Raw genomic sequence first — 22,643 nt, 5'->3', positions numbered from 1 at the left:
GTCGACAGCATGTGTAACGGGAGCTTCGTTGCTGCGCAAGCCGCCACGCGGCATCGACAACCCTCGACGCAAATCCTTAACTCACCGGCATTGCGCCAGGGCAGCACAAGCTCTTCCGGATCATGGAAACGCCCCGAACCAACATCCCCCGGCCGCCCCAGCATCACCGCCGAGGCACCCATCATCCGCGCACCACCACCCACGACTCCAGCAGTCGCGGCCAGACCGGACCCCCTGTGCACACCGGTTACCCACCACAGACGCAGAGCGCGACGACGACCTCGGAACCGGCGGCTCGAGCTGCCGTTTGATGCCACTCGTGCACCACCGCGGCGACGTGACCAACAGCGGGCAGAGCGACGGGCACCCGGCCCGACGCGGCGAACGCTGCCGGGCGGCCCATCCACACGAATGTTCGAAGCCGGCGCCCAAGCTGATTCGGCCAACGCCACCACATCCGTGCCGACGGAAGGGCACCCCGAGGCGAGCCCGGGAGCGGCGCCCGCGCAGATACCGCGGATGCCCGCTGCCCACCTATGGCGGCCCGCGCCGTTGCCGGCCCTGGCCGCGCGATGCGGCGCCGACCGCAGGCCGCTGCAGCGGACGCCCGTGACGTCGCCGGCCAGTCCACGACCAGGCCCGCTGCAGAGCGACCCGACCCGGCACACCCGACCCGGCCGAACCAACCCGAACCAACCCGAACCAACCCGAACCAACCAACCCGGACGGAGCCGGACCGAGGCCGAGCGGAACCGACCGAGCGGAACCGACCGAACCGAACCGAGCCGAGCCGAGCCGAACGAGCGGAACCGAACCAACCCGGACGGAGCCGGACCGAGCGAGCCGAGCGAGCCGAACCGACCTGAACCGACCTGAACCGACCAATCGAACCAGCGTGCGGGCGGCGGGGAAGGGGTGGAAGGGCAGTGGTCCGGGCCGCCGATCCGAGAGGGATGGGCGGCCCCGGGCGGTGGGTCAGCCGCGTTCGACGATGTGGCCGACGATTTCTGGGGCTCGGAGCTGGGCGCCTGAGCCGTCGCGGCGCTGGTCGGGGGCTGGGAGGTCGCGGGGTTCACCCTTGGCGGATGAGGCGGCGGGGCGGGGACCGACCCAGGCGAGCACCAGCCGGGTCTCGCCCTTGAGGAAGCGCTGGGCTCGGACGCCGCCGGTGGCGCGGCCCTTGGCCGGGTAGAGGCGCAGCGGGGTCAGCTTGGCGTTGCCGATGGTGGCGGTGACGACCATGGGCTCGCCGTGCTGGGGGTCCTGGATGTTGACGGCGCCGAAGTAGAGGACCTGGACGCCGTCGGGGAGGGCCATGCCGGCCATGCCGCCGCCCTTGAGGCCCTGGGGGCGGACGAGCTTGGCCGGGAATCGGAGCAGGGACGCGTCGGAGGAGACGAAGGCGAGGGTCTCGGTGCCGTCGGCGAGCCAGGTGGCGCCGACGACCTCGTCGCCGTCGCGGAGGCCGATGACCTCGAACTCGTCGGCGCGGACGGGCCACTCGGGGGCGCAGATCTTGACCATGCCGTTGCGGGTGCCGAGGGCGAGGCCGGGTGAGCCTTCGGCGCCGGGGCCGCCGAGCGGGGCCAGGGCGACGACCGTCTCGCCGGCCTGGAGGGAGACGAGCTCGGCGGTGGACATGCCGCCGCGCAGAGAGACGGTGCCGGTCTGCTCGGGCAGGACGGGCAGGGGCAGGACGTCGACCTTGAAGGCGCGGCCGAGGCTGGTGACGAGCAGGACCTGGCCGCGGGCCGTGGTGTGCACGACGGCGCGGACGATGTCGTGCTTGTCGCGGCCGGCCTTGCGGCTGCCCTCGGGGGCCTCCTCCGACTCGGCGGCGGTGCGGGCGACGAGGCCGGTCGCGGAGAGCAGGACCTGGCATGGGTCGTCGGACACCTCGAGCGGGCCGGCGGGGACGGACGCGGCGAGGACCTCCTTGAGGTCGCCGTCGATGAGGGTGGTGCGGCGCGGCTGGGCGAACTCCTTGACCACGGCGGCGAGTTCGTCGGAGACGACCTTCTTGAGGACCTTCTCGTCGTCGAGGATCTGGCTGAGCGCGGCGATCTCCTCGTTGAGCCGGGCCTGCTCGGCTTCGAGCTCGATGCGGTCATACCGGGTGAGCCGCCGCAGCGGGGTGTCGAGGATGTACGTGGCCTGGATGTCGCTGAGGCCGAACTCGCTCATCAGCGACGCCTTGGCGGCCGCGGCGTTCTCGCTGGCGCGGATGAGGGCGACGACGCGGTCGATGTCGAGCAGCGCGACGAGCAGGCCGTCGACGAGGTGCAGCCGGTCCTGGCGCTTCTTGCGGCGGAACTCGGTGCGCCGGGTCACGACCTCATAGCGGTGTGCGAGGAAGACCTCCAGCAGCGGCTTGAGGCCAAGGGTCTGCGGCTGGCCGTCGACGAGGACGAGGTTGTTGACGCCGAACGACTGCTCCAGCGGGGTCAGCCGATACAGGTCGGCGAGCAGCGCCTGCGGGTTGACGCCGACCTTGCACTCGATGACGAGGCGGGTCCCGTTCTCCCGGTCGGTGAGGTCTTTGACGTCGGCGATGCCCTGCAGGCGCTTGGTCTTGTTGACCTCGTCGGTGATCTTCTCGATGACCTTCTCGGCGCCGATGCCGTAGGGCAGCTCGGTGACCGTGATCGCCTGGCGGCCGCGGCTGCCTTCGAGCAGGCCGATCTCGATCCGGCCGCGCATGCGCACGACGCCGCGGCCGGTCTCGTAGGCGCGGCGGACCTCGTCGAGGCCGAGCAGCAGGCCGCCGGTCGGCAGGTCGGGGCCGGGGACGAACTCCATGAGCTTGTCCAGGGTGGCCGCCGGGTGGTTGATCAGCCAGCGGGCCGCGGCGACGACCTCGCCGAGGTTGTGCGGGATCATGTTGGTCGCCATGCCGACGGCGATGCCGGAGGAGCCGTTGACCAGCAGGTTGGGGAACGCGGCCGGCAGCACCGAGGGCTCTTCGAGGGAGCCGTCGTAGTTGGGCCGGAAGTCGACGGTGCCCTCGTCGAGCTCGCCGACGAGCAGCATCGCCTCCCGCGACATCCTCGCTTCCGTATACCGCGAGGCGGCCGGCCCGTCGTCGGGCGACCCGAAGTTGCCGTGGCCGTCGATGAGCGGCACGTTGAGCGAGAAGTCCTGCGCCATGCGGACCATCGCGTCGTAGATCGCACTGTCGCCGTGGGGGTGGTACTTACCCATGACGTCACCGACGACGCGGGACGACTTGACGTGGCCGCGGTCGGGGCGGTGCCCCTGCTCGCTCATCGAGAACAGGATGCGGCGGTGCACCGGCTTGAGACCGTCGCGCGCGTCGGGCAGCGCGCGGGAGTGGATGACCGAATACGCATACTCCAGGTAGGAGTCCTCGACCTCGGTGATCAGCGGGTTGTTGAGGACCCGCGCACCCGCCTGGTCGAAAGCGGACAGGTCGGCCTTCACTGGTGTGGCCTTGCGTGCCATGTCGGCGAACTACCCTTCCTGACTCAGGCGTCGATGTTCTCTTGGTCGACCCGCGGCGCGGCCTCGATGAGCCAGTTGCGCCGGGGCTCGACCCGCTCACCCATGAGCAGCTCGAGGACCTCTTCGGCCTTGTCGACGTCTTCGAGGGTGATGCGCCGCACGGCCCTGGTCGCCGGATTCATCGTGGTGTCCCACAGCTCGTCGGCGTCCATCTCGCCCAGGCCCTTGAACCGCGGGATCGGCGTGACGACCTGCTTACCGGCCTTCTCCAGCCGGGTGACGGTGCTGACCATCTCCTGCTGCGTATACGTGTAGATCGTCTCAGGGTTGCGGCCCTTGGTGACGATCTTGTGCAGCGGCGGGACGGCGGCATAGAGCCGGCCGTCGGCGATCGCCGGCCGCATGTATTTGGCGAAGAGGGTGATGAGCAGGGTGCGGATGTGCGAGCCGTCGACGTCGGCGTCGGCCATGATCAGGATCCGGCCGTAGCGCATCGAATCGAGGTCGAACGTGCGGCCGGAGCCGGACCCGAGCACCTGCACGATCGCGGAGCACTCGGCATTGTCCAGGACCTGCTGGATATTGGCCTTCTGCACATTGAGGATCTTGCCGCGGATCGGCAGCAGCGCCTGATACTCCGAGGAGCGGGCCATGCGGGCGGTGCCCAGGGCGCTGTCGCCCTCGACGATGAACAGCTCGCTGCGCTGCACGCCGGTGGAGCGGCAGTCGACGAGCTTCGCCGGCATCGACGCGCCCTCGAGGGCCGTCTTGCGGCGGGCGGCGTCCTTCTGCTGCTTCTGTGTGAGGCGGACCCGCGCCGCGTCGACGATCTTCTGCAGGACGGTGCGCGCCTCGACCTTGGTCTTGCGGGCCTCGACCCACGCCTTGATCTGCTGCTCGACGATCGCCTGCACGACCCGGGTCACCGGCGCCGTGGACAGCTCGTCCTTGGTCTGCGAGGTGAACTGCGGCTCGGGGATCCGCACGTGGATGACGGCCGTCATGCCCTCGAGGACGTCGTCGAGGGTCGGCAGGTCCTCCTTCGGCCGCAGCAGGCCGCGGGTGTTGCGGATCGCGTCGGCGAGGGCGCGCAGCGCACCACGCTCGAAGCCGCGGCGGTGCGTGCCGCCGTGCACATTGCGGATCGTGTTGGTGAAGGACTCCACGACCCGCTCATAGCCGGTGCCCCAGCGCAGCGCGATCTCGACCTCGGCGCGGCGCTCGACGTTGGCCTTCATGACGCCGTTCTCGTCGGCGGCATTCTCCTTGTAGGTGCCCTCGCCGGTGATGTGCAGCTGCCCGCAGACCGCGCGGTCGCCGGACGGTGCCAGGAACTCCACCATGTCGGCGAGCCCGCTGGGATAGTGGAACGTCTCGGTCGAGATCTGCCCGCCGGTCGCGTCCTTGAGCACATAGGCCACGCCGGGGACGAGGAACGCGGTGTTGCGCAGCTTTGCGCGGACCGTCTCCACGTCGAGCGCGGCGCCGGTCTCGAAGTATCGGGCGTCGTGCCAATAGCGGGTCGAGGTGCCGGTGGACGAGCCCCGCTTCATGCGGCCCGTGACGCTGAGACCGGAGCGGCGGGTGAACGGCGCCGCAGGGCCGGTGCCGTCGAAGTCGCCGGGGACGCCGTGCTGGAAGGCCATGTGGTGGACCTTGCCGTCGCGGCGCACGGTGACGTCGAAGCGGTGCGACAGCGCATTGACCGCGGAGGCGCCGACGCCGTGCAGACCGCCGGAGGTCTTGTAGCCGGAGCCGCCGAACTTGCCGCCGGCGTGCAGCCGGGTCAGCACCAGCTCGACCCCGGACATGCCCGACTTGGCGTGCACGCCGACGGGGATGCCGCGGCCGTCGTCGTCGACCTGGACCGAGCCGTCGGCGTGCAGGGTCACCTCGACGCGGGTCGCGTGGCCCGCGATGCCCTCGTCGGTGGAGTTGTCGACGATCTCGTTGAACAGGTGAGCGACGCCCCGGCTGTCGGTCGAGCCGATGTACATGCCGGGCCGTTTGCGGACAGCGTCCAGCCCTTCGAGGAGCGTGAGGTCGTCAGCTCCATACAAGGTCTCGGGTTGTGCGGTCAACTCGATGCTCTCCAATGATCTGGTGCGCTGCTGCCCGCGAGCGTAGCCGCAGGGTCTGACATTTCCGTGGCACCCTCGCCGGATGTGGCGCCCGACGCCTCAAAACACGAGGCAGCACGCCGGAACAACAGGCTTTCCGCGTGCCCGCACGGTCCGTCACGAAAACCCGAACTGCCGGACGACCCGCGCCGATGTGCCGGACACACGCACTTTCCTCACCGATGCCGATTGAGGAGCACCCCGCCGTGACCCCTCCGCTGCGCGTGTTCCACGACATGCGGGTCGGCGGGAAGATCTACCTGGCCGTCGTCATCTTCTTCGCCACCACGGGCGGGACCGGCGGGCAGGGCCCCAGCATCGCGGAGTTCGTGCGGATGGTCCACGCCGACGACGCGATCGTCGACGAGTCCATCGCCGCCCACCGTTCAGTGAAGCACGGCGACAACGAAGACGCCGTGCGGGCCTTCGAGAAGGCCGCCCGCGACGGTGCCGCGTTCCGGCAGCCGCCGCCGGCCGGCATCACGGTCCCGACCGGACCTGCTCGCGCTCAACGCGACGATCGAGGCGCTCCGCCCGGTTCAAATGCTAGGCGCTGGTCCGGTCGATCCAGGAGCGGTAGCTGTCGCCGGTGCCGTGCCCTTCCGTGTAGTACTCGCGCAGGTCGCTTCGGGTGAGGAAGCCGGCGACGAAAAGCAGCAGGCCCGCCGTGATGAGCCCGGCGACGCCGTGCACCCACAGGTACCACTCCGGGACGGCCCGGGCGTATTCCTGCCGCAGCAGCTCCGGCTCCTCGCCGGTCGGCGCCACCGCCCACTCGGGGCCGCCGACGAGCCCGCACAGCAGTGCGAGGCCGAGCAGCGGGCCGATCACCCAGAGCGCCGCCCTGACCTTCGGGCTGTGCCGCCGCACGACGAAGGTCAGCGCCGCGAGCAGGACCGTGCCGACCGCCGCGACCAGCAGGTTGTTGTGGTAGTCCGCCTCGACCTGGCGCAGCGACCTGGGCGACATGAGCACGGTGTGCAGCGCCGCGAGGTCGCGCGTGACGACGGCCGTCACGAACGTGTCGACGGCCAGCAGCGCGGCGGCTGCGGCGACGGACCAGAACACCAGCCTGACCTGGTTGCCAACCTGCATCGGCACACGCTATCGGCGTGACCTGCGCCGCGCAGCCCCATTTGGCACCGACAAAGGCGACCGGCATAGTGCACAATTCGCCGGTGGATCCTGTGATGGCCCTGGCCGGGCTCGGCGTCGGCATCGTCGTCGGGTTGACCGGCATGGGCGGCGGCGCGCTGATGACCCCGATCCTGGTGCTGTTCTTCGGGGTCCCTCCCCTGGCCGCGGTCTCCAGCGACCTGGCGGCGAGCGCGGTGATGAAGCCGTTCGGCGGCTGGGTGCACGCCCGCCGCGGCACCGTCAACTGGGCGCTCGTGCGCTGGTTGTGCCTGGGCAGTGTGCCGTCGGCGTTCGCCGGGGTGCTGCTCATGCGGGCGCTCGGCAACGGCGAGGAGGTCCAGGACATCGTCCGTGTGGCGCTCGGCGTTGCACTGCTGCTCGCCGTCGTCGGACTGCTGCTCAAGTCGTACAAGAGCGGCAAAAGCGAAAAGTCGGACAAGCCACTGATCGTCAGGCCCGTGCCGACCGTCCTGCTCGGCGCGCTCGGCGGGGTCGTCGTCGGGATGACGTCCGTCGGATCCGGCTCGCTGATCATTGTGATCCTGCTCGCGCTGTACCCGATGCTGCGCCCCAACGATCTCGTCGGCACCGACCTGGTGCAGGCCATCCCGCTGGTCGCCGCGGCGGCGCTGGGCCACGCGTTCTTCGGCGACCTCAAGCTCGACCTCGCCGCCGCGGTCCTCGTCGGCTCGATCCCCGGCGTGCTCATCGGCGCCCGCCTGTCCTCCCGCGCCCCCGCCGGCGTGGTGCGGGCCGCGCTGGTCATCGTGCTGATCGCGAGCGCGCTGAAGCTGTTCGAGGTGCCGACGGCCACGGTCGGCGCCGTCGTCGCGGCCACCACCGTCGCGGCCGTCCTGATCGGCCTGCGCCGACGTTCCGCGGTTGCCGCGTCGGTACCGCCAACGCCCGCCGAACCGGCAGCGGCCCTCGTCACGGGGCGGGACCAACCGCAAGATCGGCGCACGGAGGACGAGACGCACCCGAAAGGGGCACAATCCCAGTGAGAGTGTGACCTCGCTGAAGGAGTACTTGAATGCCTCACGGCCGACTCAACCAACTGCCCGAATGGGCCGCGCTGGCGAAACACCGCGCCGAGCTGGGTGAGGTGCACCTGCGGGACCTGTTCGCCGACGACCCGGGCCGCGGTGAGAAGTACTCCCTGCAGGTCGGCGACCTGTACCTCGACTACGGCAAGCACCTGGTCACCGACGAGACCCTCGGCCTGCTGCGCGACCTGGCCGCCGCCTGCAACGTCGACGAGCTGCGCGACGCCATGTTCCGCGGTGACAGGATCAACTTCACCGAGCACCGGGCGGTCCTGCACACCGCGCTGCGCGCCCCGCGCGACGCGGTCGTCGAGGTCGACGGCGAGAACGTCGTGCCGAAGGTGCACGCGGTGCTGGACCGGATGGCGGCGTTCGCCGAGCGGGTCCGCTCCGGCGGCTGGACCGGCCACACCGGCGAGCGGATCACCACGATCGTCAACATCGGCATCGGCGGCTCCGACCTCGGCCCCGCGATGGCCTACGAGGCGCTGCGCGGCTACACCGACCGCAACCTTTCTATGCACTTCGTCTCCAACGTCGACGGCGCCGACCTCTACGAGGAGGTCCGCGCGGCGGACCCGGCCAGGACGCTGTTCATCGTGTCGTCGAAGACGTTCACCACGATCGAGACGATCACCAACGCGACCGCCGCCCGCCAGTGGGTCCTCGACGCGTTCGGCGGCGACGAGACCGCGGTCGCGAAGCACTTCGTCGCCGTGTCGACCAACGCCGGCGAGGTCGCGAAGTTCGGCATCGACACGACCAACATGTTCGAGTTCTGGGACTGGGTCGGCGGCCGGTACTCCTACGACAGCGCGATCGGCCTCTCGCTCATGATCGCGCTCGGCCCGGACAGCTTCCGGGAGATGCTCGACGGGTTCCACGCGATGGACGAGCACTTCCGCACCGCGCCGCCGGAGTCCAACGCGCCACTGCTGCTGGGGCTGCTCGGCGTCTGGTACCGCAACTTCCACGACGCGCAGACGCACGCGGTGCTGCCCTACAGCCACTACCTGTCCCGCTTCACCGCCTACCTGCAGCAGCTGGACATGGAGTCCAACGGCAAGTCGGTGGACCACGAGGGTCACCCGGTCGAGTGGCAGACCGGCCCGGTCGTGTGGGGCACCCCCGGCACCAACGGCCAGCACGCCTACTACCAGCTCATCCACCAGGGCACGATGCTCATCCCGGCGGACCTGATCGGCTTCGCGCAGCCGGCGCCCGGCCTCGGCGTCTTCGCCGGGCAGCACGACCTGCTGATGGCCAACCTGTTCGCGCAGGGGCAGGCCCTCGCGTTCGGCAAGACGTCCGAGGAGGTCGCCGCGGAGGGCGTCGCCGCCGAGGAGGTGCCGCACCGCACGTTCCGCGGCGACCGGCCCACCACGACGATCCTCGCCGACAAGCTGACCCCGTCGGTGCTCGGGCAGCTCATCGCCCTGTACGAGCACAAGGTCTTCGTCCAGGGCGCCGTCTGGGACATCGACTCCTTCGACCAGTGGGGCGTGGAGCTCGGCAAGGTCCTCGCCAAGCGGATCGAGCCGGCCCTCACCGGCGGCGGCGACACGTCCGCGCTGGACCCGTCGACCGCCGCCCTGGTCAAGCGCTACCGGGCGCAGCGCGGGCGCTGAGTGCAGGTCACCGACGACGAGCTCACTCGGATGTCCCTGTCCGAGCGGGCCGACCTGGCCCGGCGGCTGGCCCTGCTCGTCCCGGCACCGCGTGCCGGTGAGCGGGTCCGGCGCCGGTTCGTCGTCGTGGCCGTGACCGCCGCCCTGCTCATGGTCCCGTGGGTGGTGGCGCTCGCGTGGACGCTGCCGCCGCGGTACCTCGCCGGGCAGTGGCCGGCCACCTGGGTCGGCTTCGACCTCGTCCTCGCCGCCGCCCTCGCCGGCACCGCGTGGGCGGCGGTGCGCCGCCGGCAGGTCGTCCTGCTGACCGCGATCGTCAGCGCGACGCTGCTGGTCTGCGACGCCTGGTTCGACATCATGACGGCGGCGGGGCCGGACCGCTGGATCAGCCTCGGCACGGCGCTGCTGGCCGAGCTGCCCCTCGCGGCGTGGCTGTTCTACATCGCGCACCACCTGATCCGCCTCAGCCTGCGGCGCTTGCTCACCCTGTCGGGCGAGACCGTCGACGACCTTCCCCTGTGGCGGATGCCGCTGTTCGGCGTCCCGCCCCGCCACCGTTAGGTTCACCGCCACGGCGACCCGCCGGACGCTCGGCTGCGACGCGGCCGACCCGCACGCCCTCGCCGCCTCCTGGACGGCCGCCCTCGGCTACGCCGGGGCAGGCCGGGTCGGGCCTTCCGGACCGCCGCGATGACCTGCTCGCCGGTCGGGCGGCCGTTGTGTCCGAGCCCGGCTACGACGACCCGGACGGCGCGTCGATCGTCGACCCGGACGGCGCCGGCCCGGCGATCGGCTTCCTGCGCGTGCCGGAGCGGAAGACCGCCAGGAACCCGTCCGGGGTGCCGGGCCGCACCTGATCCGCGACAAGGCCGCCGGGCCGGCCGCCGCGGGCGCCACGCTCGTGCGCGAGGAGTCCTACGGCGGGCAGCCCGGCCACATCGTCATGCTCGACCCGGAGGGCAACGAGTTCTGCGCCGCTACCTGCTGAGCTCCTCCAGCAGCGTCGGCCGGGCCGGCGTCCAGCCGAGCGAGCGGGCCTTCGCGCCGGTGGCCTGCTGGTCCAGCAGCAACGCGTCGGCGAACAGGGCGCCGAAACGGGCCCGGGAGTCCTCGGCGGTCTCCGGTGCCACCCCGGCGCCGCCGGACGCGGCCTCGGCGACCTCGCGCACCGTCGGGTTGGCCCCGGACACGGCGAGCACGTAGCCCAGCCGCTCGCCGCGCTCGGCCACGGTGACGTACAGCGCGGCCACGTCCTCCACGTGCACGGTCGTCCAGTGCTGCGAGCCGTCGCCGACGAGCCTGACCCGTCCGGCCTCGTCCCGCCCCGGTGCGAGGACCCCTGCCGGGATGCCGCCGCCGTGGCCGTACACGATGCCGGGCGCGACGATCGTCGCCACCAGGTCCGCGTCGAGCACCAGCCGCTCGACCGCCGTCCGCCACGCGGTCAGGGCCGGCGGCGCGGGCGGTGTGTCCTCGGTGATGTCGGCGTTGTCGCCGTAGATCCACACGCCGCTGGTGTGCACGTAGGGCTTGCCGGTGCCGGACAGCGCCTCGACCGCCGCCGCCACGATCGCCCGGTCGAACTGCTCGCTGGTCCCGTCGCCGGGCGCCGCGGTGTGCACCACGGCGTCGGCGGCCGCGAACAGCCGTGCCGTCCACGCGGTGTCGTAGACGTCGCCGACGGCGGCCTCCGCGCCCGCCTTGGCGACCTTCGCCGCCGCCTCGTCGCTGCGCACCAGGGCCGTGACGGCGTGGCCCGCCGCGATGAGCTGCTCCAGCACCACGGAGCCGATGTAGCCGGTCCCACCGGTCAATGCGATCTTCATGTGCTGACGGTAGGACCGGACCGCCCCGCGGCGCAGCGTGACGGAGAATTCGTGCCGGCCGGGAATTCGCCCCTGACGAGGCTATTCCCGGCGCAGCGGTGACGTGCACTGCAAAGCAGCGCGGTCACGGCAGCACGGTCAGGGCAGCACGGTCAGGGCAGCACGGTCAGGGCAGCACGGTCAGGGCAGCACGGTCAGGGCAGCGCTTCCGCTTTGCGGAGCAGCACCGCCCGCTCCGGGGCGTTGCGGCACAGGCGGGCGGCGAGCTCCAGCTCCGCCCGCGCCTCGGCGGTGCGGCCGAGCCGGATGAGCAGCTCGCCACGGACCCCGGGCAGCAGGTGCGAGCCGGGCAGCCGGTCGGTGGCGACGAGGTCGTCGACGATGTCGAGGGCCCGCTGCGGGCCGCTCGCCATGGCCACGGCGACGGCCCGGTTGAGCTCGACGACCGGTGACGGCGCGATCCGCCCCAGCGCCTCGTAGAGCAGCACGATGCGGTCCCAGTCGGTGTCGGCGACCGACGGGGCCGCCGCGTGGCAGGCCGCGATCCCGGCCTGCAGGCCGTACGGGCCGAGGCCTTTCTTCGACGCGGCGCCGAACGCGGCCAGCCCCCGGCGGATCGCGGACCGGTCCCACAGCCGCCGGTCCTGGTCCTCGAGCAGCACGGCCTCCCCGTCCGGGCCGGTGCGCGCCGGGAACCGGGCCGCGGTCAGCTCGAACAGGGCGAGCAGCCCGTGCACCTCAGGCTCGCCGGGCAGCATCGCGGACAGCATCCGGGCCAGCCGGATCGCCTCGGACGCGAGATCCGTGCGCAGCAGGTTGTCGCCGGCGGTCGCCGTCGAGCCCTCCGTGAAGATCACGTAGAGGACGCTGAGGACGCCGCCGAGCCGGCCCTTGCGGTCCTGCGCGGGCGGCAGCTCGAACGGCACCCGGGCCGCGGCGATCGTCTTCTTCGCCCGGGTGATCCTCGCCTGGATGGTCGGCACCGGCACCAGGAACGCCCGGGCGATCTCCTCGCTGGACAGGCCGCCGACGGTGCGCAGGGTCAGGGCGACCTTGGCCTCCGGCGCGAGCACCGGATGGCATGCCACGAACATGAGCGCGAGGATGTCGTCGTCGATGCGGTCCGGGTCCCAGGGCAGCTCCTCGTGGGGCTGCGGGGCGACCGCGCCGGCGGCGGCCTCCCCCTCGGTGAGCTGCCCGGCGAGCGCGGCGTAGCGGTCGTCGCGGGTGGACCTGCGCCGGAAGCTGTCGATCGCGCGGCGCCGGGCGGTCGACAGCAGCCAGCCGACCGGGTTGTCCGGCGCGCCGTCCCGTGCCCAGCTCACCAGCGCCTCGGCGACCGCCTCCTGGGCGACGTCCTCGGCGAGCTCGAAGTCGCCGGTGAAGCGGGTGAGCGCCGCCACGATGCGGGCCGACTCGATCCGCCACACCGCCTCGACGGCCCGCCGCGCCGCCTCACTTCCCGGGGGCGGGCCGTCGCTGTCGAGGGCGGACATCAGACCTGGCCGGTCCGCTCACGCCACGCCCGCTCCTTGACGATCCACTCGTTGTCCTGCGGGAACTCCTCGATGCTGGGCACCCGGCGGATCTCGGTCTTCGAGCCGGGGATGGCGGGGATGCGCTTGGCCCACTCCACCGCCTCCTCCTTGGTGGCGACCTCGAGGATGTAGAAGCCGCCGAACAGCTCCTTCGTCTCCCCGTAGGGCCCGTCGGTGACGACCGGGATCTCGCCGTCATGGCTCACCACGACGCCCTGCGTCGGGTCGTCCAGACCCTCCGCGGCGACGAGGACCCCGGCCTTGATCAGCTCCTCGTTGAACCGGCCCATGACGTCGAGCATCTCCTCGAACGGCGTCTCCATCATCTTCGCCATTGTCTCGTCGCTGCCGCGCATGATCAGCATGTACTTCGCCATCGTCGTTCTCCTTGCTCTTGGGGTTCGCTCCTCGACCCTCTCACCCCAAGGTCGAACGACCCGGCCGACGATCGACAGACCCCCGGAAAAATTCTTCCGAGGGTCTGTCGATGGCGCTCTCACCTGCGGTCGAGCAGCACCTCCGCGGCGCCGCCGTCGACATGCAGCGTGTACCGGTCGGCCGCCTGCTGCCAGCCGGGCAGCGCCAGGACGGTGCCGCCGGCGAGGTTCTGCTTCGCGGACGCGTCCAGGGTGGCCTTGCCGACGGTGCTGCCCGCGCCGAGCGTCAGCTGGGCCGGCGGCCCGGCCGGCGCGTGCACGAGCAGCTTGCCGACGCCGCCGACCCGGATCGGCAGCTCACCCTCCGGTTTCGGGACGGTGACCTCGAGCTCCTGCACGCCGGCGACCACGTCGACCGCGGCGAGGCGGCCGGAGGCGAAGTCGACGACCTGCCGCAGCCCGCCGCCGGCGAGCCGGAGCTGCCAGCGGACGGTCGAGTTGAGATACACGTGGACGGTGGCCTGCCCGGCGATCTCCGTGCCGTTCAGGCTGAGCCGGACCACGTCGCCGTCGACCGCGGCAGCCGGTTCGACCCGGCTGCCGGGGAGCGTCGAGGCGCGGTACAGGTACCCCTCCATCGGCTCGCTGTGGATGATCACCGACTCCGCGCCGGTGACCACCTCCAGGGTGGCCGCCTGCCGTCCGTCGAGGGTGCCGGTGACGGTGTGCACCGGTTCCTGGGCGGCCGGCGCGTCCGGCTTGCTGGTCCGGGTCGTGGCGATCACGAGCCCCACCAGTACCAGCGCGATCGCCGCCACACCGGTCAGCAGCCTCAGCAAGGGTGATTTGATCATGGGCTGGTGCAGCTCAACGTGGGGGCGGTCGCCGGGGCGGTGCCGGTGGCGTTGAAGCCGAACGCCGTGGTGGCGCCGGCGGCGAGGACCCTGTTCCAGTCGACGTTGCTCACCGCGACGTTCGGCGGTTGGCTGACCAGCGTGCCGTTCCAGGGTGCCCCTTCGAAGCCCTGGCCGCCCTGGTACGCCCACCGCACGGTCCACCCGTTGAGGCTGCCGGACCCGTTGTTGCGGACGGTGACCTCGGCCTGGAAGTGGCCGGCCCACGAGCTGGGCACGATCCGCCAGGTCGCGGTGCACGCGCCGGTCCCGCCTGACGGTGCCGGCGACGACGACGCGGAGCGCGAAGGCGACGGCGAGACCGATCGGGACGGTGACGGCGACACGGACCGGGACGGCGACGGCGACACGGACGCCGACGGGGACGTGGGCGGCTGGTTGCCGATGCCGGTGACCTCGCCGTGCCCGCCGTCGAAGGCGATGTCGGAGCAGCTGAAGAAGTTCTCCTGGCTGTCGGAGCGCACCCACTGGACGAACAGCATGTGCCGGCCGGTCTTCGCCGACGGCAGGGTGGTGTTGAAGTAGTAGTAGTTGAGCGCGCCCGGCGGTCCGGACTGCGGTGGGTCGGTGCTGCTCCAGAACGGCTCGAGGTCGCCCCACGCGAGGGGCGTCGTCGGCGACCAGCCGTCGCGGGTGACGTAGAGGTGGAACGTGCCGGGGTGCGCGGCCCAGTTGCTGTAGCGCAGCTGGATCGTCGAGCCGGCGGTCAGGTGGGTGACGGGCCAGTCGGCGCGGGCGGCGTTGTACGCGGCGTACTTCGTCGTGCCCGCCCCGCAGATCTGCCCGTCGGGGATGAAGCCGGTGGTGCGGCCGCCGGCGTCGGAGCGCAGCACGCCGAACCAGTCGTACAGCGGCTGCTGCCCGCCCTGCGCGACGGCGTCGGCGCAGGCGGGGTTCGTGGGGATGATCTGCCCGGTGGCGCGCAGACCGTCCACGTAGCACAGGTAGGTGCGGCTGCCGGGGACCATCGCGACGCCGTGGGCGCCCGCCGGGGCGGGCACCACGAGGACCGCGACAGCGCCGACGGCGATGGCCGCCAAGACGCTCCAGATTGGGCGCAATGTGCTCCTCCTCACATGAGGTGAGCGCAGTGTTCCCACGGCCTCCAGCCATTGGCAAGCATCGACGCCACCCGCGCGGCGGGACTAGGGCGGGCCGGTGAAAGTTCCACGTCAGCCGGTGATGGACAGCCGCGCCGTGGTGCCCTTTCCGCTGGAGGTGAGGGTCACGGTGCCGCCGTGCGCGATCGCGGCCTGCCGGGCGATGTGCAGGCCCAGCCCGACACCGGGGACGGCCTCCTGGCGGGCGTGCCGGCCGCGGTAGAAGCGCTGGAAGACGTAGGGCAGTTCGTCGGCGGGCACCCCGACGCCGGTGTCGGCGACCTCGACGGCCGGGGCGGGCCCGCCGGTGACGGACACGGTGACGTCGCCGCCGGCGGGGGTGAAGAGCACCGCGTTGCGCACGAGCTGCTGCACGGCGTGGGTCAGCTGGGTGATGTCGGCCCGGACCGGGACCCCCTCCGGCGACGGCACCGCGGCCAGAGCGACCCCGCGCTGCTCGGCGAGGGCGCCGCAGGCGCGCCAGGCGGCCTCGACGACCATGTCCAGGTCGACCTGGGTGCGGTGCGGGTCGCTCAGGACGTTCGCCGGCCGGGTGCCGGTCAGCAGGTGGTCGACCATGCGGATGAGCCGCTCGCCGTTGCGCTGGATCGGCTCGACGAGCCGGGTGTACGCGGCGAGCTCCTCCTCGTCGGCGAGCAGCTCCAGGTAGCCCTGGATCGCGGCGACGGGGGTGCGCAGCTCGTGCGAGACGGTCGCGATCAGGTCCTCCTCGCGCTGGGTGGCGCGGGCCAGCTCGTCGCCGAGGTCGGCGAGCAGGATCCGGTTGCGCAGCAGCGACAGGTGCCCGACGGCCTGCGCGGCGAGGGTGTCCAGGGCCTCGCGCTGGCGCGGCCCGATGTCGCCGGGGCGGTCGTCGACGACGCACAGGGCGCCGAGGGCGTGACCGTCCTCGTCGACCAGCGGGGAGCCCGCGTAGAACCGGACGTGCGGTTCTCCGGTGACGTTGCTGTACGTGTGGAAGTGCGGGTGGACACTGGCGTCGGGCACGACGAGCTGGCGGCGGCCGGCGGTGGTGTGCGCGCAGAAGGAGATGTCGAGGGGTGTCTCGGCGACGGGGACGCCGGTGCCGCCGGCGAACCACTGCCGGTCGCGGTCGATGAGGGCGACCGCCGACACCGGGGTGTCGAAGATCGAGGACGCGAGGCGGGTGAGATCGTCCAGGGCGCGGGGGCGGGGACCGTCGAGGACGCCATAGCTGTGCAGCGCGGCGAGGCGGGCTTCCTCGTCGTGCGTGTGTGCCGTCATCTCGGTCCCCCAGCTTCGCTCTGTGCTCCCCTCAGCGTCGCCGACGCCGGGGTGCCCGCGTCATCGTGTTCGGTTGCCGTGCGGGTGCGAACTTCCGCTCACGGTGAAATCCGGTTGTACGAGTGAGTGCTCGCTCATTAAGGTGTCGGCGTGAACCAACGGCCTGTGCAGACCCGCCGCCGGCGCGTTCCCGCGTTGTCGCCGGACGAGCGGCGGGCGGCGATCATCGCCGCGACCATCCCGCTGCTGCGCACCCATGGCGCGGCGGTCACGACGAAGCAGATCGCCGAGGCCGCGGGCGTCGCCGAGGGCACCATCTTCGGCGTCTTCCCCGACAAGGCGTCGCTGATCCTCGCCTCGCTCGGCACCGCCTTCGACCAGGAGATGGTGCTGCGCCAGCTCAGTGCGATCGACCCGGGGGCACCCCTGCGGGAGCGCATGAGCGACGCGGCGACGATCCTGTTGCGCCGGTTCGAGGAGAACGTCCAGCTCATGATGGTCGCCCGCACGCTGCCAATGGAGACCGGGCGGCGGCAGGTCGAGGAGCTGATGGAGGGCCGGCGGCGACTGACCGAGGCGGTCGAGGCGATCATCGCGCCCGACCGCGCACTGCTGCGACGCAGCCCGGCCACCACCGCCGGACTGCTCGTGCTCCTCGTCATCGCGACGGTCCGGCCCGAGCTGGCCGAGCCCGACGCGCTCGACGCCGACGGCGTGGTCGCCGTCCTGCTGGACGGCCTGCTGGTCCGCCCGACCGACATCTCCGGGGGAGACGCCTGACGATGCTCATCCAACTACTCAAGACCTATCTGGGACCGTATCGCAGGACGATCTGGCTCATCGTGCTGCTGCAGCTGGTGCAGACCACTGCGACGCTCTACCTGCCGACGCTCAACGCCGACATCATCGACGGCGGCGTGGTCAAGGGCGACACCGACTACATCATGCGCATCGGCGGCTGGATGCTCGCCGTCACGCTCGTGCAGATCGTCTGCTCCGCCGCCGCGGTCTACTACGGCGCCCGCACCGCGATGGCGCTCGGGCGCGACGTGCGGGCCGGCATCTTCGCCCATGTGCAGGTGCTGTCCACGCGGGAGGTCGGGCAGTTCGGCGCGCCGTCGCTGATCACCCGCACCACCAACGACATCCAGCAGGTCCAGATGCTGGTGCTGATGACCTTCACACTGATGGTGTCCGCACCGATCATGTGCGTCGGCGGCATCATCCTCGCGCTCGTGCAGGACGTGCCGCTCTCCGCGCTGCTGCTGGTCGTGGTGCCGATCCTGATCGGGGTCATCGCCGTCATCGTGGTCCGGATGCGGCCCCTGTTCCGCACCATGCAGGAGCGCATCGACCTGGTCAACCGGGTCATCCGCGAGCAGATCACCGGCATCCGGGTCATCCGCGCCTTCGTCCGCGACGAGCACGAGCGGGTCCGGTTCGCCAGGACCAACGGCGACCTGCGCGACGTCTCCCTCGCCGTCGGCCGGCTGATGTCGCTGATGTTCCCGACCGTGATGCTCGTCGTCAACGCCTCCAGCATCCTCGTGCTGTGGTTCGGCGCGCACCGCATCGACAGCGGCGGCATGCAGGTCGGCGCGCTGACCGCGTTCCTGAGCTACCTGATGCAGATCCTCATGGCGGTCATGATGGCGACGTTCATGTTCGTCATGATCCCGCGGGCCGAGGTGTGCGCCGAGCGCATCCAGGAGGTCCTGACCACCGGGTCGAGCGTCGTGGCGCCGGCGAAGGCGGTCACCGTGCTCCCCCGCCGGGGCGAGCTGGAGCTGCGCGGTGTCGAGTTCCGGTATCCGGGCGCGGAGTCGCCGGTGCTCAGCGGCATCGACCTCGCCGCCCGCCCCGGGGAGACCACGGCGATCATCGGCAGCACCGGCGCCGGCAAGACCACGCTGCTCAACCTGGTCCCCCGGCTCATGGACGCGACCGGCGGCACCGTCCTCGTCGACGGCGTCGACGTGCGCGACATCGACCCGGCGCTGCTCTCGGCGACCGTGAGCATGGTGCCGCAGAAGCCGTACCTCTTCTCCGGCACCGTCGCGTCCAACCTGCGCTACGGCCGGCCCGACGCGACCGACGCCGAGCTGTGGCGGGCCTTGGAGGTCGCGCAGGCCGACGACTTCGTGCGGGCGATGCCCGAGGCCCTCGATGCGCCGATCGCGCAGGGCGGCACCAACGTCTCCGGCGGGCAGCGGCAGCGGCTCGCCATCGCCCGGACCCTGGTCGCGCGGCCCGAGGTGTATCTCTTCGACGACTCGTTCTCCGCCCTGGACTACGCGACCGACGCGGCGCTGCGCGACGCGCTGCGCGCCGAGATCGCCGACGCGACGGTCGTCATCGTCGCTCAGCGGGTCAGCACGATCCGCGACGCGCAGACCATCGTCGTGCTCGACGAGGGCCGCGTGGTCGGCACGGGCACCCATTCCGAGCTGATGGACGACAACGCGACCTACCGCGAGATCGTCCTCTCCCAGCTCACCGAGCAGGAGGCGGCAGCATGACCGGTGTGGAGCGAAGCGGAACAACCGGGCATCGGATGCTCGGTCCTGGGTCAGGCGGGCGCCGGAGCGCAGCGGAGGCGACAGCATGACCGGTGTGGAGCGAAGCGGAACAACCGGGCATCGGATGCTCGGTCCTGGGTCAGGCGGGCGCCGGAGCGCAGCGGAGGCGGCAGCATGACCGGACCTGGACGGCCCGCTGGTGGCGGGTCACGGCCGACGCCGCCCGCGTTCGGACCCGGACGGATGATGATGGGTGCCGGCGGGCCGCCGGCGAAGCTGGAGGATTTCAAGGGCTCCAGCAAGCGGCTGCTGCGGATGCTCGCCCCTGACCGGGCGCTGATCGCGGCGGTGCTGGTCTTCGGCATCGGCAGTGTCGTGCTGTCCGTCGTCGGGCCGCGGCTGCTCGGCCACGCCACCGACGTCATCTTCGAGGGCATCGTCGGCCGTGGGCTGCCCGCGGGCATCAGCAAGGCCGACGCCGTCGCGGGGGCGCGGGAGCGCGGGCAGGACCGCTTCGCCGATCTGCTCGCCGCGATGGACCACGTCGTGCCGGGGCGCGGCATCGACTTCGACCGGCTCGAGCGGGTCCTGCTGTGGGTCGCCGTGATCTATCTCGGCGCCTGGATCCTCGGCCTGCTCCAGGCCCGGCTCACCACGGTCGTCGTGCAGCGCACCGTCTACCGCCTGCGCGCGCAGGTCTCGGCGAAGCTGTCCCGGCTGCCGCTGAGCTACTTCGACCAGCAGCCGCGCGGCGAGGTCCTCAGCCGCGCCACCAACGACACCGACAACATCGCGATGACCCTGCAGCAGTCGCTGAGCATGCTGCTCACGTCGCTGCTGACCATCGTCGGGGTCCTCGGCATGATGTTCTGGATCTCGCCGCTGCTCGCGATCATCGCCCTGGTGACGGTGCCGGTGTCGGTGCTGGTCACGATGCGCATCGGCAAGCGGTCGCAGCCGCAGTTCGTCCGGCAGTGGGCCAGCACCGGCAAGCTCAACGGGCACATCGAGGAGATGTTCACCGGCCACTCCGTGGTGAAGATCTTCGGCCGGCAGGCGGAGGCCTCGAAGACGTTCGAGGAGCACAACGAGGCGCTGTACACCGCGTCGTTCCAGGCACAGTTCATCTCGGGTCTCATCCAGCCCGCGATGATGTTCATCGGCAACCTCAACTACGTGCTCGTCGCCGTCGTCGGCGGCCTGCGCGTCGCGTCCGGGTCGCTGTCGCTGGGCGACGTGCAGGCGTTCATCCAGTACTCGCGCCAGTTCAGCCAGCCGCTGACCCAGGTCGCGAGCATGGCCAACCTGGTGCAGTCCGGGGTGGCCTCCGCCGAGCGGGTGTTCCAGCTGCTCGACGCCGCCGAGCAGTCCCCCGATCCGGTCAAGCCGTCGCGGCCCGCCCAGGTGCGCGGCAAGGTGACCTTCGAGGGCGTCTCCTTCCGGTACAACCCGGACGAACCGCTCATCGAGGACCTCACCCTCACCGTCGAGCCCGGCCAGACGGTCGCGATCGTCGGCCCCACCGGCGCCGGCAAGACCACGCTGGTCAACCTCGTCATGCGCTTCTACGACCTCACGGCCGGGCGCATCCTGCTCGACGACGTCGACATCGCCACGATGACCCGCGACGACCTGCGCGAGCAGATCGGCATGGTCCTGCAGGACACGTGGCTCTTCCAGGGCACCATCGCGGAGAACCTCGCCTACGGCGCCGACCACCCGACGCAGGACAAGATCGTCGCCGCGGCCGAGACCGCCCACGCGGACCGCTTCGTCCGCACCCTCCCCGACGGCTACGACACCGTCATCGACGAGGAGGGCGCCGGCGTCTCGGCGGGCGAGAAGCAGCTCATCACGATCGCCCGGGCGTTCCTCGCCGAGCCGACGATCCTCATCCTCGACGAGGCCACCAGCTCCGTCGACACCCGCACCGAGGTCCTGATCCAGCGCGCGATGAGCACCCTGCGGGCCGGCCGGACCAGCTTCGTCATCGCGCACCGCCTGTCCACCATCCGCGACGCCGACCTCATCCTCGTGATGGAGCACGGCACGATCGTCGAGCAGGGCACCCACACGTCGCTGCTCGCCTCCGGCGGCGCCTACGCCCGCCTCTACTCCGCCCAGTTCGCCGCGGCGGCGGTCGAGGTCGACTGACCGCACGGCCGTGCCGGCGCCACTGTCGCCGGCACGGCCCTCCGCGGCGCCGGGCGAGAACGGAAACGGGCCCCGCAACCGGCGAAACCGGGCGGCGCGATAGGGTCCGGCGATGATCGATCAGGACGGCTATTTCGGGGAGCGGGTCGCGGCCCGGTACGACGAGTCGTCGAGGGAGATGGCGGACCCCGCGGTCGTGCAGCCGGCCGTCGACACCCTCGTGCAGCTCGCCGACGGCGGGCGGGCTCTCGAGCTGGGCATCGGCACGGGCCGCATCGCGCTGCCGCTGGCCGCCCGCGGGGTGCCCGTGCACGGCATCGACATGTCCCGGGCGATGGTGGCGAGACTGCGGGAGAAGCCCGGCGGCGACGCGATCGGCGTGACGATCGGGGACTTCGCGACGGCCCGGGTCGACGCGTCGTTCTCCGTGGCGTACCTGGTCTTCAACACCATCATGAACCTGACGACGCAGGCGGCGCAGGTCGCGTGCTTCCGCAACGTCGCCGCGCACCTGCAGCCGGGCGGCCGGTTCGCCGTCGAGGTCATGATGCCCGACCTGCGCCGGCTGCCGCCGGGGCAGGACGTGGTGCCGTTCATGGTCGGCGAGACCCGCTGGGCCTACGACCTGTACGACGTCGCCACCCAGTCGATGAGCTCCAACTACGTCGAGATCTCGGGCGGGCGCGGCGGCTTCCGGTCGATCCCGTTCCGCTACGTGTGGCCCGCCGAGCTCGACCTGATGGCGCAGATGGCCGGCCTGCACCCGAAGGCCCGCTGGGCGAACTGGCAGCAGGAGCCCTTCACCAGCGACAGCGCCCAGCACGTCTCGGTGTGGGAGAAGCCACTGCTGCAGGACTGACACGGCGGGTGGACGCCACCAAAATGTGTTGATGCGCAATCGGCGGGTGAACCTGCTCGACATCGGGTTGGACCAGTCGTTCGACGCCTCGATGGCGTTCGTGCAGTCGACGCTGCAGAGCATCAACGCGGGCCTGCCGGACCCGATCGTGGACATCGACTTCGTGCGCTCCCGCGACCCGGACACGATCTTCGCCGCGTTCACCGCCGCCTGCGACGTGCTGCACGTGATGGCACACGGCGACCACGCCGAGACCCCGACGTTCAGCAGCAGCGACGGCAGGACCACGCTCGCCCTGGAGGAGCTCGGGGACTACTCCGCCGAACGCGGGCACGGGCTCAACGCCAGCACCGTCCTCGCCGACGGCTGCAAGACGGGCATCGGCGCATGGCAGAAGGCGATCCGCGACTGCCTGCACGGCGAGATCGTCTACATCGGCACGTCGACGCGGGTCGGCTGGCACGAAGGCACGGTGTTCTGCTCGGCGTTCTACGGCGCGCTGTTCCGCAACAAGGGCAAGGGCCAGACACCCCTCGCGCAGTCGCTGGACGCCGCCGAACGCGCGGTCAAGGCCTACGAGGCGATCACCGACCGGGCCTGCCCGTACAAGGTCATGGTCCTGGAGCCGAGCCGCCAGGCCCTCCTCGCCTTCCGCTGAAGGCCCGGCGCGTCGGGACAACCGCATAAAGCCGGATTT

The 22,643-nt window shown here is 71.4% G+C and carries 20 protein-coding genes; 10 read left to right on the top strand and 10 right to left on the bottom strand.

What is annotated here, in order from left to right; all coding sequences use genetic code 11:
* The 4 genes from ABZS58_RS07350 to ABZS58_RS07335 all read right to left on the bottom strand — a co-directional run.
* On the bottom strand, positions 1-185 hold a 185-nt coding region (locus tag ABZS58_RS07350), incomplete at its 3' end, for a hypothetical protein (protein WP_354778572.1).
* A gap of 790 nt (positions 186-975) precedes the next feature.
* Positions 976-3,462: a DNA topoisomerase IV subunit A gene (locus tag ABZS58_RS07345; RefSeq protein WP_354778570.1), complete on the bottom strand. Its 2,487-nt coding sequence runs from the start codon at positions 3,460-3,462 to the stop codon at positions 976-978.
* 23 nt (positions 3,463-3,485) lie between these two features.
* Positions 3,486-5,543: a DNA topoisomerase IV subunit B gene (locus ABZS58_RS07340; RefSeq protein ID WP_354778568.1), complete on the bottom strand. Its 2,058-nt coding sequence runs from the start codon at positions 5,541-5,543 to the stop codon at positions 3,486-3,488.
* 585 nt (positions 5,544-6,128) lie between these two features.
* Entirely contained in the window at positions 6,129-6,677 is a 549-nt protein-coding gene (locus ABZS58_RS07335) for a hypothetical protein (RefSeq protein WP_354778566.1), read from the bottom strand.
* A gap of 83 nt (positions 6,678-6,760) precedes the next feature.
* On the opposite strand from ABZS58_RS07335, the gene ABZS58_RS07330 reads away from it, so the two are divergent.
* The 5 genes from ABZS58_RS07330 to ABZS58_RS07310 all read left to right on the top strand — a co-directional run bounded on the left by ABZS58_RS07330 (position 6,761) and on the right by ABZS58_RS07310 (position 10,381).
* The gene (locus ABZS58_RS07330; RefSeq protein WP_354778564.1) at positions 6,761-7,723 is read left to right on the top strand and encodes a sulfite exporter TauE/SafE family protein; all 963 of its coding nucleotides are present in this window, start codon (positions 6,761-6,763) and stop codon (positions 7,721-7,723) included.
* Positions 7,724-7,752: 29 nt separating this feature from the next.
* The gene (gene pgi / locus ABZS58_RS07325) at positions 7,753-9,393 is read left to right on the top strand and encodes a glucose-6-phosphate isomerase (RefSeq protein WP_354778562.1); all 1,641 of its coding nucleotides are present in this window, start codon (positions 7,753-7,755) and stop codon (positions 9,391-9,393) included.
* A gap of 30 nt (positions 9,394-9,423) precedes the next feature.
* A complete protein-coding gene (locus tag ABZS58_RS07320; protein WP_354778560.1) occupies positions 9,424-9,954 on the top strand; it encodes a hypothetical protein in 531 nt (176 codons plus the stop codon).
* Between the two features lie 158 nt (positions 9,955-10,112).
* On the top strand, positions 10,113-10,250 hold the full coding sequence (locus ABZS58_RS07315; RefSeq protein WP_354778558.1) for a hypothetical protein: 138 nt from the start codon (positions 10,113-10,115) through the stop codon (positions 10,248-10,250).
* Complete coding sequence (locus ABZS58_RS07310; protein ID WP_354778598.1) at positions 10,247-10,381, top strand: VOC family protein; 135 nt, start codon at positions 10,247-10,249, stop codon at positions 10,379-10,381. Before ABZS58_RS07315 ends, ABZS58_RS07310 begins: the two co-directional genes overlap by 4 nt.
* Here the strand turns inward: ABZS58_RS07310 and ABZS58_RS07305 are convergent.
* From ABZS58_RS07305 to ABZS58_RS07280, 6 genes are all read right to left on the bottom strand, one after another.
* A complete protein-coding gene (locus ABZS58_RS07305; protein WP_354778556.1) occupies positions 10,371-11,219 on the bottom strand; it encodes an NAD-dependent epimerase/dehydratase family protein in 849 nt (282 codons plus the stop codon). The two genes, ABZS58_RS07310 and ABZS58_RS07305, sit on opposite strands and share 11 nt — an antisense overlap.
* 194 nt (positions 11,220-11,413) lie before the next feature.
* Positions 11,414-12,715 carry an RNA polymerase sigma factor gene (locus ABZS58_RS07300; RefSeq protein ID WP_354778554.1) on the bottom strand — a complete coding sequence of 434 codons (1,302 nt, stop codon included), beginning with the start codon at positions 12,713-12,715 and terminating at the stop codon, positions 11,414-11,416.
* Complete coding sequence (locus ABZS58_RS07295) at positions 12,715-13,134, bottom strand: YciI family protein (protein WP_354778553.1); 420 nt, start codon at positions 13,132-13,134, stop codon at positions 12,715-12,717. Before ABZS58_RS07295 ends, ABZS58_RS07300 begins: the two co-directional genes overlap by 1 nt.
* A gap of 119 nt (positions 13,135-13,253) precedes the next feature.
* Positions 13,254-13,973, bottom strand: a complete 720-nt coding sequence (locus ABZS58_RS07290) for a hypothetical protein (RefSeq protein WP_354778551.1) — start codon at positions 13,971-13,973, stop codon at positions 13,254-13,256.
* 11 nt (positions 13,974-13,984) lie between these two features.
* Positions 13,985-15,109 carry a lytic polysaccharide monooxygenase gene (locus tag ABZS58_RS07285; protein ID WP_354778549.1) on the bottom strand — a complete coding sequence of 375 codons (1,125 nt, stop codon included), beginning with the start codon at positions 15,107-15,109 and terminating at the stop codon, positions 13,985-13,987.
* A 111-nt stretch (positions 15,110-15,220) separates the two neighbouring features.
* The gene (locus ABZS58_RS07280) at positions 15,221-16,414 is read right to left on the bottom strand and encodes a GAF domain-containing sensor histidine kinase (protein ID WP_354778547.1); all 1,194 of its coding nucleotides are present in this window, start codon (positions 16,412-16,414) and stop codon (positions 15,221-15,223) included.
* A gap of 150 nt (positions 16,415-16,564) precedes the next feature.
* Between ABZS58_RS07280 and ABZS58_RS07275 the strand changes: the two genes are divergently transcribed.
* The 5 genes from ABZS58_RS07275 (at position 16,565) to ABZS58_RS07255 (ending at position 22,604) form a co-directional block, all read left to right on the top strand.
* On the top strand, positions 16,565-17,194 hold the full coding sequence (locus ABZS58_RS07275) for a helix-turn-helix domain-containing protein (RefSeq protein ID WP_354778545.1): 630 nt from the start codon (positions 16,565-16,567) through the stop codon (positions 17,192-17,194).
* Between the two features lie 2 nt (positions 17,195-17,196).
* Positions 17,197-18,933 carry an ABC transporter ATP-binding protein gene (locus ABZS58_RS07270; protein ID WP_354778543.1) on the top strand — a complete coding sequence of 579 codons (1,737 nt, stop codon included), beginning with the start codon at positions 17,197-17,199 and terminating at the stop codon, positions 18,931-18,933.
* 243 nt (positions 18,934-19,176) lie between these two features.
* Entirely contained in the window at positions 19,177-21,087 is a 1,911-nt protein-coding gene (locus ABZS58_RS07265) for an ABC transporter ATP-binding protein (RefSeq protein ID WP_354778596.1), read from the top strand.
* 112 nt (positions 21,088-21,199) lie between these two features.
* Positions 21,200-21,946, top strand: a complete 747-nt coding sequence (locus ABZS58_RS07260) for a class I SAM-dependent methyltransferase (protein ID WP_354778541.1) — start codon at positions 21,200-21,202, stop codon at positions 21,944-21,946.
* A gap of 31 nt (positions 21,947-21,977) precedes the next feature.
* Positions 21,978-22,604, top strand: coding sequence for a hypothetical protein (locus ABZS58_RS07255; RefSeq protein ID WP_354778539.1), 627 nt, complete (start codon positions 21,978-21,980; stop codon positions 22,602-22,604).
* Positions 22,605-22,643 lie beyond the last annotated feature (39 nt).

This window comes from Dactylosporangium sp. NPDC005555, from assembly GCF_040605635.1.
Lineage (GTDB): Bacteria > Actinomycetota > Actinomycetes > Mycobacteriales > Micromonosporaceae > Dactylosporangium.
The sequence above is the reverse complement of the archived record's forward strand: the minus strand, read 5'-3'. Positions and strand labels throughout refer to the sequence as shown.

Coding starts and splice junctions, on each gene's coding strand:
- ABZS58_RS07345 (WP_354778570.1), bottom strand. CDS start 3,462: ATGGCACGCAAGGCCACACCAGTGAAGGCCGACCTGTCCGCTTTCGAC.
- ABZS58_RS07335 (WP_354778566.1), bottom strand. CDS start 6,677: ATGCAGGTTGGCAACCAGGTCAGGCTGGTGTTCTGGTCCGTCGCCGCA.
- pgi (WP_354778562.1), top strand. CDS start 7,753: ATGCCTCACGGCCGACTCAACCAACTGCCCGAATGGGCCGCGCTGGCG.
- ABZS58_RS07320 (WP_354778560.1), top strand. CDS start 9,424: ATGTCCCTGTCCGAGCGGGCCGACCTGGCCCGGCGGCTGGCCCTGCTC.
- ABZS58_RS07305 (WP_354778556.1), bottom strand. CDS start 11,219: ATGAAGATCGCATTGACCGGTGGGACCGGCTACATCGGCTCCGTGGTG.
- ABZS58_RS07300 (WP_354778554.1), bottom strand. CDS start 12,715: ATGTCCGCCCTCGACAGCGACGGCCCGCCCCCGGGAAGTGAGGCGGCG.
- ABZS58_RS07295 (WP_354778553.1), bottom strand. CDS start 13,134: ATGGCGAAGTACATGCTGATCATGCGCGGCAGCGACGAGACAATGGCG.
- ABZS58_RS07280 (WP_354778547.1), bottom strand. CDS start 16,414: ATGACGGCACACACGCACGACGAGGAAGCCCGCCTCGCCGCGCTGCAC.
- ABZS58_RS07270 (WP_354778543.1), top strand. CDS start 17,197: ATGCTCATCCAACTACTCAAGACCTATCTGGGACCGTATCGCAGGACG.
- ABZS58_RS07265 (WP_354778596.1), top strand. CDS start 19,177: ATGATGATGGGTGCCGGCGGGCCGCCGGCGAAGCTGGAGGATTTCAAG.
- ABZS58_RS07260 (WP_354778541.1), top strand. CDS start 21,200: ATGATCGATCAGGACGGCTATTTCGGGGAGCGGGTCGCGGCCCGGTAC.
- ABZS58_RS07255 (WP_354778539.1), top strand. CDS start 21,978: ATGCGCAATCGGCGGGTGAACCTGCTCGACATCGGGTTGGACCAGTCG.